The following is a 13,200-nucleotide window of genomic DNA, read 5'->3' as shown; positions in this document are numbered from 1 at the left end:
CCACCCAAACCACCCCACCCCTAACCATCCACCGCCTCACCCCCTACCTCACCAACGACACCCAACACCACCACAACCACTAACCCACCCCACCCCCAACAACAACCGACCTCGGCGAAGGGGGAGGACGGGAGGTCAGCGCAGGACGTAGGCGGTCATCCAGCGGCGCATGGCGCCCAGCACCTGCTCGCGCACGGGGGGCGCGGAGAGGATGAGGTCGTGCATGGCGCCGTCGAAGCGCGCCACGGTGACGAGCGGCCCCAGGGCGACGGCGCGCCGGGCCATCGCGTCGACGTCGGTCACCGTATCCGTTCGGCGTGAGTCCGGTGTCCACGTCGCCCCCAGGCGCGAGCGCGCCGACCCCATCGACAGCACCGGGCAGCGGATATCGAGCCCTGCCGCCACCCGGGCCTGGCCGGCGAGGATCGCCCGCAGCCATCCGGGCCGGATCGGCGCGCCGGGCCGGTGGATCCACTCGTCGTTGATCTGCCAGCCGCGCACCCACGGGTCGTCCGCCCACGCGGGATCCGGCTCGCCGTCGCGCTCGTCCCAGCTATCGGTGACGCGGAAGCGCTTCTCGGCGGGCAGGCTCGGCGTCGGCAGGGGCCGGCGCGGATCGTGGCGCGCCAGCGCGCGCAGCACCGGCCGACCGAGGAGCCTGACCGGCGCTGCTCCCCGGATCTCCAGCCATGGGGAGGCCAGGATGAGCGCCCGCAGCGCCCCCGGGTGGCGATCCGCCCACAGGGAGGCCACGAGCCCGCCCGTGGAGTGCCCATAGCCGACGACGTCGATCCCCTCCCCGCGCTCGGCCCGGATGATGCTGAGGGCCCGGCCGATCTCCTCATCGTAGTCGTCGAGTGACATCGTCCAGCCGAGCATCTGCCCCTTGCGCAAGGAGCGCCCGTAGCGGCGCAGGTCGAGGGCGTAGAAGGCCCCGCCCAGCCGGGAGATCTCCCGCGCCAGGTGCGTGTGGAAGAAGTAGTCGTTCCACCCGTGCAGGTAGAGCCAGGCGAACGAGGGAGTCGTGGGCGTGCCCGGCAGGGCGTCGGGATCCTCCGCAGGCACATGCCGCACCAGGGTGGCGACGGCGCCGTCGGCCTCCTCGTCCGGCAGCAGTTCCAGGGTGCGGGCCTGGAATCCGGGGCCGAGGTGGTCAGGGCCCCAGTCGTCGAGAGGAGCCGCCCCGGTCCCGGTCATGTCGGGCCTGCCGCGTGGAGCATGACCTCTTCACCGTCGATGGGGATCAATTTCGCCCCTGCGGGCAGGGGCGACCAGGCGGACGACGTCGTTGCGACCGGGTGCCGCGCCTCCGGATCCGGCGTTGGATAGGCATTGGCTCATGAGATGAACTTAGCCGAAGACGCGGCCTGTGAGAGCCGGTTCCCGGATACTCCGTCGTTATCAACTCCCCGGCTCGGCGCCCTCAAGGAAGTCGCGCAGCACGGCGTCCATCTGATCTGCCTCGATGAGGAAGCCATCATGCCCGTGAAGAGAGTCGATGGTCGCGCGCCGTGCGCCCGGGATGCCCTCGGAGAGCTCATCGGCCTGCCAGGTGGGGAAGAGCCGATCGGAGGATACGTCGACCACCAGCGCGCGGGCCGTCACCCCCGCCAGGGCCGCCGGGATCCCGCCGCGCCCCGTGCCGACGTCATGGACCATCATCGAGTGGGTGACGATGAGGTAGGTGTTGGCGTCGAATCTGGCCAGGAGCTTGCCCGAGTGATGATCGAGGTAGGACTCCACCTGGTAGCGCCCGCCGACGGCGGGATCCTCCGCGCCCTGGTGCGCCCGCCCGAAGCGGGCGTCGAGCTCGGCGGCGCTTCGGTAGGTGGTGTGCGCGATCGCCCGCGCCAGCGCCAGCCCGCGCACCGGCCCCACCGGGTGGGAGTAGTAGTCGCCGTCGAAGAAGTAGGGATCGCCCACGATGGCGAGCTCCTGGAGGTGGCACCAGGCGAGCTGATCCGCCGTCGTCGAGGCACCGGTGGCCACGAGTGCGAGGTTGCGCACCCGCTCGGGATACCCCACTCCCCACTCGATGGCGCGGTGCCCGCCCAACGAGGCGCCCACGACCAGGTGGAAGACCTCGATCCCCAGGGCGTCGGCGAGGCGGGCCTCGGCGGCTACGGCGTCGCGAGTGGTCAGCCACGGGAAGCGCGACCCCCAGGGGCGCCCGTCCGGCGCCAATGAGGAGGGCCCGGTAGAGCCCTGGCAGCCGCCGAGGATATTGGCGGCGACGACGAAGTACCGCTCGGTGTCGATCGCCCGCCCCGGCCCCACGAGACTGTCCCACCAGCCGGGGGTGGGGTGCCCGGGGCCGGGCTCGCCGGTGACGTGGGAGTCCCCGGTCAGGGCATGCAGGACGAGGACGGCATTGTCGCGCGCCTCGCTCAGCTCCCCCCAGGTCTCGAAGGCCAGAACCGTGTTCGGCAGGGTCTCCCCGGACTCCAGGGGCAGATCCCCGATCTCCAGGAAGCGGCGGTGGCCCGGATCGTCCCCGGTGCGCCAGGCGCCGGTGGGGGAACCCGCCGCGCGGTCGACGAGTTTGGAGGCGGCCGTCCCCACACCGGCCGTGACGGGCTCCGACGAGGTGGACTTGGGCCGGCCGGGAGACGGAAGGGCGGGGTCGGGCCGGCCGGGGCCGGGCGGTGCCGACTGACTCATGGCGCTCTCCTCGGGGCGGGGCCGGCGCTCAGCGCGGGCCCAGGGCCGCCAGGCCGCGGTCGAGGTCGGCGATGATGTCGTCGATGTGCTCGATGCCGATGCTCAGGCGCACGGTCCCCGCGCTGATCCCCGCGGCCGCCAGGCTGGCGTCGTCGAGCTGCGAATGCGTCGTCGTCGCCGGGTGGATGGCCAGGGAGCGCACGTCCCCGATATTGGCGACGTTGGAGAACAGCTGGAGGGCGTCGATGAAGATGCTCCCGGCCTCTCGGCCACCGGCGAGGTCGAAGGTGAGGATCGATCCGGCGCCGCGCGGGCAGTACTTGCGGTGCAGCTCGTAGTAGGGGCTGGATGGCAGGCCGGAGTAGCGCACCTGGCTCACCGCGGGGTGGGACTCCAGATGGCGGGCCACGGCCAGGGCGTTGTCCACATGCCGCTCCATGCGCAGCGAGAGCGTCTCCACCCCCTGGGCGATGAGGAAGGCGTTGAGCGGGCTCGCGGCGAATCCGAGATCGCGCTGGCCCTGCGTGTGCGCCTTGAGGACGAAGGCCGCGTTACCCAGTGGCGAGCCGACTCCCAGGTCGCGGGCGAAGACGATGCCGTTGTAGGACGGATCGGGCTCGTTGAAGCCGGGGAAACGCTCGGCGTGGGCGGCGTAGTCGAAGCTCCCGCCGTCGACGATGACGCCGGCGATCGAGGAGCCGTGCCCGCCCAGGAACTTCGTGGCGGATTCGACGACGATATCCGCCCCCCACTCGAAGGGCCGGGTGAGGAACGGGGAGGCCACCGTGTTGTCGACGACGAGCGGCACCCCCACGCGGTGCGCGGCCGCGGCGATGGGCTCGATGTCGAGGATGTCGCCCTTGGGGTTGGGGATGGACTCGCCGAGGAAGCACACGGTGGTCTCATCGGCCAGCGCCTCCCAAGCGGCGGCGTCGGAGGGATCCTCGACGAACCGGGTGGTGATCCCGAGGCGGGGAAGCGCGGCGGTCAGCAGGTTGACGGTGCCGCCGTAGAGCGACGGCGAGGCGACGAGGCTCGAGCCCGCGCCGCCCAGGGTGAGGATCGTCAGCGTGGTGGCGGCGCTGCCCGAGGCCACGAGGTGGGCGCCGGTGCCGCCGTGCAGGGCGCAGATCCGCTGGGCGACGGCGGCGTTCGTCGGGTTGTCCAGGCGCGTGTAGATAGGACCGAGTGAGGCCAGGGAGAAGCGGTCGGCCGCCTCGGTGGCGCTGGGGAAGACGAAGGAGGAGGTCTGGTAGACCGGCAGCGCGCGGGCGCCGGTGTCGGAGTCGGGGGTGTGGCCGGCCTGGACCTGGAGGGTTTCGAACCGCCAGGAGGCGAGGGTGTCGGGGGTGGTCGCTGCGTTACTCATCGGGGGTCCTTCACGGGTGCCGGTGCGTGTCTGCTCTTGCCCTCGTGGGGCGGGGACGCGCACGTGGGCCGACGGCGGCGCGGCGGCGTGCGCGTCAGTGATGCATTCGGCGGGTGAGGCGGCAGGACATGGCTCGAAAGGTGCCACGGCGGTGGTGCGGCGCGCAAGCGCGTCCGGATCGCGGGAGTGCCGCGGTCTGAGCCTGGTCACAGCGTGATCACGATGTGCGGTTGTGAGGGAGGTCACTGGGTTGTGGGGGAGGGTGTTCGATCTGCGGGATTCCGGGGTTTGTGGGATGAGTGGGGAGGATGTTACCGATGTGAAATCAGTGGTCACTGTTCTCAAGGGGGCGTGTGATGGCTAATGTTTCTGGTGTATCGCCGTGCGACCCATGGCATCGGAATGTCAGACCCTGGAGGATCCGTGAGCCCTAGACACCGTTCGTTCCGAGCGGCACGCGTCTTCGCCGCCGCTACCGCTCTGGCCGTCGCAATGGTTCCCAGTGCCCTCGCCGACACCGTCGACCAGGACAACATCGACGAGGCGAAGAAGGCGGAGAGCCAGACGTCGTCGTCGATCGCCGACCTCGAGGTGCAGCTCGCCCAACTCAAGTCCGACCTTCAGGCCTCGCAGATCAAAGCCGCCTCCGCCAATGAGGACTACCTCGAGGCCGCCGCGGAGTTGAAGACCGCCACCACCGCTGCGGCCGACGCCCAGACCGCGGCCGATGAGGCCGCCGCGGCCACCGAGACCGCCCGCTCCAGCCTCGGCGCCACCGTCGTCGAGACCTACCAGGACGGCGGCAACCCCCTTGACGCCCTGACCCCCTACCTGTCCTCCGAGTCGCTTGCCGACGCGACCGACACCTCGGTGGCGCTGACCCGCGTGGGCGAGAACCGAAGCGCTGAGCTGCAGAACTTCGAGGCGAACCAGGCAGTGGCCGAGAACATGCAGAGCATCGCCCAGGCCAAGGTGGCCGAGAAGGAGACTGCCGCCACCAATGCCAAGAATCTCAAGGCCACGGCCGATGCCGAGGTGAGCAAGGCCTCCACGGCCCTCTCCGACGCGAAGTCCACGCGGGAGACCCTCATCTCCCAACTCGCCACGCAGCGCAACACCACCGTTGAACTGGAGACCCAGTACCAGGACCGCCTCGAGTCCGAGCGCCAGGCGCGCGAGGAGGCGGCTGCCAAGACCGCCGCGGAGGAGGCCGCGCGCAAGGCCGAGGAGGAGAAGCGGGCCCAGGCCTCGACATCCCCCGCGCCGACCGCGCCGCCGACGCCCGGCGCATCGCCCTCTCAGTCCCCTTCAGCGACCCCGACCTCCGAGGCGACGACGACGCCCGCCACCACCGAGGCCGCGCCGACCACGACCGAGGCCGCGCCGGAGACCGCTGAGGAGGCCCCCGAGCCCGCTCCCGAGCCTGAGCCGGCTCCCGAGCCTGCGCCGGCCGCCGCCATCGACATCGCCCAGACGGCGATCGACACCTCGTACACCTTCCTCGGTGTGCCTTACGTCTGGGGTGGTGAGAGCTACGGCGGCGTCGACTGCTCGGGCTTGGTGATGCTGTCCTACCAGGCGGCGGGCGTCTATCTCACGCACTCCTCGCGGGTGCAGTACGGCGAGGGGACCCATGTGCCCATTGATGAGGCCCGGCCCGGCGACCTCGTGTTCTGGTCCTCGGACGGGACGCAGTCGGGGATCTACCACGTGGCGATCTACCTCGGAGACGACCAGATGATCGAGGCCCCGACCTTTGGCGTCCCCGTGCGCGTGACAGGCATGCGCTACTCAGGCGTCATGCCCTACGTCGTCCGCTTCTGAGCGAGACCGGTCGAAAACAGACGCGAGACCGGTTCGGTATGGCTGCGGTGGCCACGCTGAACCGGTCTCGATCCTATTTTCGACCGGTCTCGGTTATAGGAGGAGTGGATCGGTGTCAGTGGCCGCGGTGCTGCTGCTCGCGCTCGTAGGAGCGGCGGATCTCGGCCTCGGCCTCGTCGCGCCCCACCCAGTGGGCGCCCTCCACGCTCTTGCCCGGCTCCAGGTCCTTGTACACCTCGAAGAAGTGCTGGATCTCCAGGCGGTGGAACTCGCTGACGTCCTCGATATCCGTGCGCCAGGACGCGCGTTGGTCCGCCGCGGGCACGCACAGCACCTTGTCGTCGCCGCCCTTCTCATCGCGCATGCGGAACATGCCCAGCGCGCGGCAGCGGATGACGCAGCCGGGGAAGGTGGGCTCCTCCAGGAGGACGAGCGCGTCCAGCGGGTCGCCGTCCTCGCCGAGGGTCTCGTCGATGAAGCCGTAGTCGTCCGGGTAACGGGTGGACGTGAAGAGCATCCGGTCGAGGCGGATGCGGCCGGTCTCGTGGTCGATCTCGTACTTGTTCCGGTTCCCCTTGGGAATCTCGATGGTGACGTCGAACTCCACGCTGTGCTCCTCACTCTTGTGCGATCCGCTGGAGTCCCGGGCGGGCCCGGCACTCCCCGCGGCTGCGGACGGGGCGGCGCAGCTCTGGGAGGGCTGGCCACGATGGCACTAGTGTGGACTACAACGGCGCCTCCCGTCCGCATCCCAGCGGACTGTCAAGCGCCGGCAAGATCGAGCAGCCCACCTGGCGACAGATCGGAGGCGCCGTGCGCCGCATCACGACCGCTGCCCTCACCGCGGCGACCCTGCTGGTCGTCGGTGGTTACTACGGCGTCGCCGACGCCCTCGACGTCGTGCCCGGGCCTCTGACCGTCACCGGCGCGGGCCGCCCCGCGGCCTTCCCCACCGCGGCCTGGCTCGACGGCGTCGCGGGCGCCACCGCCGCCCCCTACGACTCCTCCGCCCCCATACCCGACGCCGAAGCGGTGGCCGGCTACGCCTCCGCCCTCGCCGCCGACTCCCGCACCGCCGGCGCCTCCACCGCCGTGAGCGTCGTCGACGTCGCCACAGGGCGGCAGATCGCCGGCGCCGGCCAGGGCGCCCCCCTCACCCCGGCCTCCACCAACAAGCTCCTCACCGCCTGGGCCGCGCTGCGCACTCTCGGGGCGGACCACACGCTGAGCACCCGCACCGTCCTCTCGGGGGCTTCGGGCGGAACCCCCACCGTCACCCTCATCGGCAGCGGGGACGTCCTCATGGCCGAGGACAAGGGCGACCCGAACGCCGTCATCGGACGCGCGGGACTGGGAGACCTCGCCCGCTCCACCGCTGAGAGCCTCAAGGCCCAGGGCGTCACCTCCGTGGCGGTCGCCCTCGACGACGCCCTCTTCCCCGAGGACCAGAAGTGGTCCAGTGACTGGGAGGACGGCAATCAGTCCTTCGTCGCGCCGATCCAGCCGATCATGATCAACGTGCGGGCCCACGAGTCGGCCCGCTCCTATCCCGCCGACCCCGCCAACGACGCCGTTCAGGCCTTCTCCAAGCACCTGCAGGCCGCCGGCATCACCGTCTCGGGCGTGTCCCGGGGCAGGGCCGCCGACAGTGCCACCGATCTCGCCTCCGTGTCCTCCGCGCCGCTGGCGGACATCCTCGGGGTATCCCTCAAGGCCTCGGATAACGCGATGGCCGAGGTCGAGGGCCGGCTCGTCGCCGCAGCCACGGGCAAGCCGACCACCTTCGCCGGCGCCACCGAGGCGGTCACCGCCCAGCTGGTGGCCGATGGGTTCTCGATCGAGGGCGTCGCCCTCAAGGACTGCTCCGGCCTGGCCAAGGGCAACAAGATCCCGGCCCGCCTGCTCACCGATATCCTCCTCCGGGCCGCGGGCCCCGATGGTGGGACGGCGGGGCGCACCCTCGTCGCCGATCTGCCCGTGGCGGCCCTCGACGGCACGCTCAACGACCGTCTCGTCTCCCAGACCGGTGCCGGGACCGTGCGCGCCAAGACCGGCTCGCTGGACCAGACGGCCTCCCTCGCCGGGACCGTGGTGACCGCCAACGGCCGCCTCCTGGTCTTCTCCGTCATCATCGACGGATTCCCCTCCGGTGGCCTGACCAGCGCCCGTGCCGCGATGGATGAGGATGTCGTGGTGCCCCTGGCGGGCAGCTGATGGCCCCGGGGCCGCGGGCGCGGCGCGAGCCTGCCAGGACTTCGGGCGAGCCCAAGCGCTCTGGCGCGCCGTCGACGGCGCGAAGCCTCGTGGACTGGAGCCGCGTGGATGCCGCCGCCCGGGCCATGATCCCGGCCGCCGGGCCCCGGGCGCCCCATGCCGCCCGAAGCGCCGTGGTGGAGCTGCTGCGGCGCGGCGCGGCGCAGGGCCCGGAGCGGGTCGGCGAGATGACGGGCCTGGCCTGCGCGGCCCGGGAAGCCGCCACAGCGCAGGTGCTCGTTGTGGACCGCGCGGGCCTCGTGCGGGCTACTGCCGGGTTCCTGGCCCCACTCCTCGACGGCGTTCCCGCGCCCCCTGCCGGTCCCGTGGCTCGCCGGGCCGCCGCATGGGAGGCGGGCACCGCCCTCGGGGCCCTCTCGACGCGATTGCTGGGGCAGGTGCTGCCCGCGATCCCGGCCGCGGCTGAGGTCGGTGGCACCGGTGCCGCCGACGGCACTGACGGTACCGAAGGCACTGGCGGCACTGCCGGCGCGGGCCCGGCGGCCGAGGCCCGGATGGGAGGTCCGGGCGCCGAGCGGCCGCGACTCCTCCTCGTCGCCCCCAATGTGCTCGCCCTCCAACGCCGCCACGGCCTCGATCTCGCAGACCTGGCCACCTGGGTGGCGATGCATGAGACCGTTCACGCCGTCCAGCTCGCCGCCGCGCCCTGGCTCGCCGACCACTTGGTGGCGCGGGCGCGCGAAGCGCTGGGAGCCGTCATTGAGGCCCTGCCCCGGGGCGGGCGCCTGGCGGGGATCGCCGCGGTGGTCAGGGCCGCCAAGCCGGGGGAGGCGGGGACTACGGGTATCGACGAGGCCGCAGGGCCGGCCGGGCGGTCCGGGCCGGCGGGGTTGGCGGAGCTGCGCGCCACCCTCGCGTTCCTGGAGGGGCACGCCCGGGCCGCTCTCGACGGTGTCACCCCCGCGCGGATCCCCTCGGCGCACATGCTCCGGGCGGTGCTCGAGGCCGACCCCGCGCCGTCTTCCGGGCAGGGGCGGGGGATCGGACAGGACCATGGACGAGGCCCCTTCGCCGGCCTCGCCAGTGGGCGGCTCCTCCACAGCGCGCGGGCGGCGCGGTTCGCGCGGGCCGTCGTCGGGAGAGCGGGCCACGAGGGCCTCAACCGCGCCTGGGCGTCGCCGTGGGCCCTGCCGACGGCGGCCGAGCTGGGCAGTCCCGAGGCCTGGCTGGAGCGTGTCGAGGGAGGTCCTCATCGCACCCACGGGCCCGGCTGGATCCGAGCGGATCCCGGGCGGGGGCGCTGGGGCGGGCCCTGCTCCGCGCTCGAGGGCGCCTGATCACCCCGCCGACCAGCCGGATGGTCACGGGTCGGCGGCGAAGGGGCGTCCGGGGCCGACGCCGCGGCGCGCAGATCTGGCAGGCTTGGTCTGCGCCGTCGCCCCGTCCCGGGCGGATCATCGGCGCGGAGAGAGAGGATGAGGGCGTGGAAGCCGCCGACATGGGAACCGAATTCCAGCAGGTGCTGATCTCGCGCGAGGAGATCGAGAGCCGGCTGGATGACATGGCAGAGAGGATTGACGCCGACTACGCGGGCGAGGATCTGCTGCTGGTGGGCGTGCTCAAGGGCGCCGTGTACGTCATGGCGGACCTGTCGCGGCGCCTGCGCCGCAGCACGCCCATGGATTGGATGGCCGTGTCGTCCTACGGCTCGGGCACGAAGTCCTCGGGCGTCGTGCGCATCCTCAAGGACCTCGACACGGACCTCACCGGCCGCCACGTGCTCATCGTGGAGGACATCATCGACTCCGGGCTCACCTTGTCCTGGTTGCTGGGCAACCTCACCAGTAGGGGCGCGGCGAGTGTGGAGATCGCCACGCTCCTGCGCAAACCGGAGGCGATGAAGGTGGAGGTCGACGTCAAGTACGTGGGCTTCGACATCCCCAATGAGTTCGTCGTCGGCTACGGCCTCGACTACGCCGAGCGCTACCGCAACCTGCCCTTCATCGCCACCTTGCGACCCGAGGTCTACGAGGGCTGACGGGAACGACGGCGCGCTGTGGGCGTTGCGCGGCAGTAAGGGCGTGCCCTGCGGTTGCCGATGTTCTCCGGGGTTGCCGACGTGCGCCCGGAGAGCGTTCTCAACCGGGAGGCGCGTCGGCAACGCGTTCCGTGCCACCGCCGGCGCCCCGCTCCGGCCCATCCCTCTCCGGTGCCCTCCTTCCCCAGCACGCCCGGCGCGAACGGGAGGGGAGCGGGTGAGGTGATCCGCAGCCTCATGGGATAGCGTCTGACCGGAATGACGCTCCGGGTACGTTGAAGGGACGCACCGCCGATGAAGAAGCCTGGCCAAAGCCCCAAGCCCACTCCCTCCGGGGGCCGGGGCGGCAACAGCGACCGCCGCGACCCCTCCGGTCGCGGCGACAAGAAGAACCGCAAGCGCAAGGGCGCCCTCGGCAGCCCCTTCGTGTGGGCCGCCCCCATCGTGCTCGTCGCCGTTCTCATCTGGGCCCTCTACTCCTCGCTCAGCGGCTACCGCGCCATCGACACCTCCGACGGTCTGACCATCCTCAACGACGGCACCACCATCAAGTCGATCACCGTCATCGACCGCATCAACCGTGTCGAGCTCGACCTCGCCGCCCCCTACACCGTCAAGGCCAAGCTTCCCGACCAGCAGGATCGGCAGGTCGGTGACAAGGTCCAGTTCACCTACACCGACGCCCAGGCCGGCCAGGTCAACGAGCTCGTTCAGAAGGCCGCGCCCGTCGGCGGCTTCAACTCGGTGGTCCCCACCAGCTCCTGGTGGAGCTCCCTGCTCCAGATCACGCTGCCCATGCTCTTCTTCTTGGGTCTGCTCTGGTTCCTCATGAACCGCGTCTCCGGCGGCTCCAGCGGTCCCCTCAGCTTCGGCAAGTCCAAGGCCAAGATCGGCTCCAAGGAGATGCCCGACGTCACCTTCGACGACGTCGCCGGCGAGGACGAGGCCGTCGAGGAGCTCGAGGAGATCCGCGAGTTCCTCTCCGAGCCGGAGAAGTTCCAGGCCGTCGGCGCCAAGATCCCCAAGGGCGTCCTCCTCTACGGTCCTCCCGGGACGGGCAAGACCCTGCTGGCCAAGGCCGTGGCGGGTGAGGCCGGCGTGCCCTTCTTCTCCATGAGCGGCTCGGAATTCGTCGAGATGTTCGTCGGCGTGGGCGCCTCGCGCGTGCGCGACCTGTTCGAGCAGGCCAAGGAGAACGCCCCCGCCATCATCTTCGTCGACGAGATCGACGCCGTCGGGCGCCACCGCGGCTCCGGCACGGGCGGCGGCCACGACGAGCGAGAGCAGACCCTCAATCAGCTCCTCGTCGAGATGGACGGTTTCGACGCCACCACCAATGTCATCCTCATCGCCGCGACCAACCGGCCCGATGTCCTCGACCCCGCGCTCCTGCGCCCCGGTCGCTTCGACCGCCAGGTCTCCGTGGAGGCCCCCGACATGGCCGGGCGCGCCGCCATCCTCAGGGTCCACGCCAAGGGAAAGCCCATGACCGGCGACGTCGACCTCGACCAGGTCGCCAAGCGGACCCCCGGCTTCACCGGCGCGGACCTGGCCAACGTCCTCAATGAGGCCGCCCTGCTCACCGCCCGCTCCAACGCGCAGCTCATCGACAACCGCGCCCTGGACGAGGCCATCGACCGCGTCATCGCCGGTCCCCAGAAGCGCACTCGCGTCATGAACGACCATGAGAAGGCCGTCACCGCCTATCACGAGGCCGGCCACGCCCTGTGCGCCGCCGCCGGCGCCTACTCGGACCCGGTGACGAAGGTGACGATCCTGCCGCGCGGCAAGGCCCTGGGCTACACGATGGTCATGCCCGCGGACGACAAGTACTCCACCACCCGCAACGAGCTCCTCGACCAGCTCGTCTACGCCATGGGCGGGCGCGCGGCGGAGGAGATCGTCTTCCGCGACCCCACCACCGGCGCCTCCAACGACATCGAGAAGGCCACCGGCACCGCCCGCCGCATGGTCACCGACTTCGGCATGACCCGCAGTGTCGGGGCCATCAAGCTCGGCACCACCGAGAACGAGACCGTCCTGGGACTGTCCGCCACCAACCGGGACTTCTCCGAGGCCGTCGCCGCCCAGGTCGACGCCGAGGTCCGCGCTCTCCTCGACGCCGCCCACCGGGAGGCCTGGGAGATCCTCACCCGCAACCGCGATGTCCTGGAGGACTTGGCCACCCAGCTCCTGGAGAAGGAGACCCTCCTGGAGAAGGACCTGGAGGAGATCTTCGCCCCCGTCGTCAAGCAGCCCGAGCGACCCCTGTGGTCCGCCGATGAGAGCCTCGTCCTGCCCGAGGACGTTGCCGGCTCCTTCACCGGATCGCGCTTCCCGCGCCGCCCCGCCGCCGGGGCCGACACGGCGATGCGCACTGATACCACGGTGGGCTCCGAGGGCCCCCGCGCATGACCTACGACGCCGAGGGCGTGCGCCGCGCTGTGCGCGACCTGCTGACCGCCGTCGGCGAGGATCCGGACCGCGAGGGCCTGCGGGAGACCCCTGAGAGGATGGCCCGTGCCTACGCCGAGCTCTTCGCGGGGCTCGATGAGGACCCGGGCAAGCACGTGGAGCGGGTCTTCGAGGTCGGCCACCACGAGATGGTCCTCGTGCGCGACATCCCCATGTACTCCGTGTGCGAGCACCACCTCCTGCCCTTCCACGGCGTCGCCCACGTCGCCTACCTGCCCGGGGGGCGGGGGAGGGTCACCGGGCTGAGCAAGCTCGCGCGGCTCGTCGAGGGCTACGCGCGCCGACCCCAGGTTCAGGAGAGACTCACCGCACAGATCGCCGACGCCCTCGTGGAGCGCCTGGAGTGCTCCGGGGTGCTCGTCGTCGTCGAGGCCGAGCACCTGTGCATGTCCATGCGGGGCGTGCGCAAGCCCGGGGCCAACACCGTCACCTCGGCGGTGCGCGGCCAGCTGCGCAACGCCGCCACCCGCGCCGAGGCGATGAGCCTCATCCAGGGCGGGAGGCACTGAGGCGCGGGTGGGGCTCAGCAGCGTCGGCGCTGGATCTCAGGAACCTCCAGCGTTGGCACCGCACGTAGCATGAAGGCGTTGAAGTCGGGAACGGTGAAGGCCGCGCAGGG

At 71.4% G+C, this 13,200-nt stretch carries 10 protein-coding genes; 6 read left to right on the top strand and 4 right to left on the bottom strand.

Annotated features, from left to right (window positions below; translation table 11 throughout):
- Positions 1 to 135 precede the first annotated feature (135 nt).
- The 3 genes from B1H50_RS04585 to B1H50_RS04575 all read right to left on the bottom strand — a co-directional run bounded on the left by B1H50_RS04585 (position 136) and on the right by B1H50_RS04575 (position 4,030).
- Positions 136 to 1,197 (bottom strand): alpha/beta hydrolase, encoded by a 1,062-nt coding sequence (locus tag B1H50_RS04585; RefSeq protein WP_080462589.1) that lies wholly within the window; start codon positions 1,195 to 1,197, stop codon positions 136 to 138.
- A 204-nt stretch (positions 1,198 to 1,401) separates the two neighbouring features.
- Positions 1,402 to 2,661 (bottom strand): homoserine O-acetyltransferase MetX, encoded by a 1,260-nt coding sequence (metX, locus tag B1H50_RS04580; protein ID WP_080462588.1) that lies wholly within the window; start codon positions 2,659 to 2,661, stop codon positions 1,402 to 1,404.
- Between the two features lie 28 nt (positions 2,662 to 2,689).
- The gene (locus tag B1H50_RS04575) at positions 2,690 to 4,030 is read right to left on the bottom strand and encodes an O-acetylhomoserine aminocarboxypropyltransferase/cysteine synthase family protein (protein ID WP_080462587.1); all 1,341 of its coding nucleotides are present in this window, start codon (positions 4,028 to 4,030) and stop codon (positions 2,690 to 2,692) included.
- A 492-nt stretch (positions 4,031 to 4,522) separates the two neighbouring features.
- Here B1H50_RS04575 and B1H50_RS04570 point away from each other — a divergent pair, with 492 nt between their 5' ends.
- Positions 4,523 to 5,854 (top strand): C40 family peptidase, encoded by a 1,332-nt coding sequence (locus tag B1H50_RS04570; protein WP_095532478.1) that lies wholly within the window; start codon positions 4,523 to 4,525, stop codon positions 5,852 to 5,854.
- A 115-nt stretch (positions 5,855 to 5,969) separates the two neighbouring features.
- Here the strand turns inward: B1H50_RS04570 and B1H50_RS04565 are convergent, their stop codons facing one another.
- A complete protein-coding gene (locus B1H50_RS04565; protein ID WP_080462585.1) occupies positions 5,970 to 6,461 on the bottom strand; it encodes an inorganic diphosphatase in 492 nt (163 codons plus the stop codon).
- 206 nt (positions 6,462 to 6,667) lie between these two features.
- Here B1H50_RS04565 and dacB point away from each other — a divergent pair, with 206 nt between their 5' ends.
- The 5 genes from dacB (at position 6,668) to folE (ending at position 13,090) form a co-directional block, all read left to right on the top strand.
- On the top strand, positions 6,668 to 8,068 hold the full coding sequence (gene dacB, locus B1H50_RS04560; RefSeq protein WP_080462613.1) for a D-alanyl-D-alanine carboxypeptidase/D-alanyl-D-alanine endopeptidase: 1,401 nt from the start codon (positions 6,668 to 6,670) through the stop codon (positions 8,066 to 8,068).
- An 89-nt stretch (positions 8,069 to 8,157) separates the two neighbouring features.
- A complete protein-coding gene (locus tag B1H50_RS04555) occupies positions 8,158 to 9,405 on the top strand; it encodes a zinc-dependent metalloprotease (protein ID WP_229657955.1) in 1,248 nt (415 codons plus the stop codon).
- Positions 9,406 to 9,551: 146 nt separating this feature from the next.
- A complete protein-coding gene (hpt, locus tag B1H50_RS04550) occupies positions 9,552 to 10,106 on the top strand; it encodes a hypoxanthine phosphoribosyltransferase (RefSeq protein WP_080462583.1) in 555 nt (184 codons plus the stop codon).
- Between the two features lie 294 nt (positions 10,107 to 10,400).
- Positions 10,401 to 12,521: an ATP-dependent zinc metalloprotease FtsH gene (ftsH, locus tag B1H50_RS04545; RefSeq protein WP_080462582.1), complete on the top strand. Its 2,121-nt coding sequence runs from the start codon at positions 10,401 to 10,403 to the stop codon at positions 12,519 to 12,521.
- Positions 12,518 to 13,090: a GTP cyclohydrolase I FolE gene (gene folE, locus B1H50_RS04540; protein WP_080462581.1), complete on the top strand. Its 573-nt coding sequence runs from the start codon at positions 12,518 to 12,520 to the stop codon at positions 13,088 to 13,090. Before ftsH ends, folE begins: the two co-directional genes overlap by 4 nt.
- Positions 13,091 to 13,200 lie beyond the last annotated feature (110 nt).

It is taken from the genome of Actinomyces gaoshouyii, from assembly GCF_002072175.1.
GTDB lineage: Bacteria > Actinomycetota > Actinomycetes > Actinomycetales > Actinomycetaceae > Actinomyces > Actinomyces gaoshouyii.
This window is presented reverse-complemented; position numbering and strand designations above follow the sequence as displayed.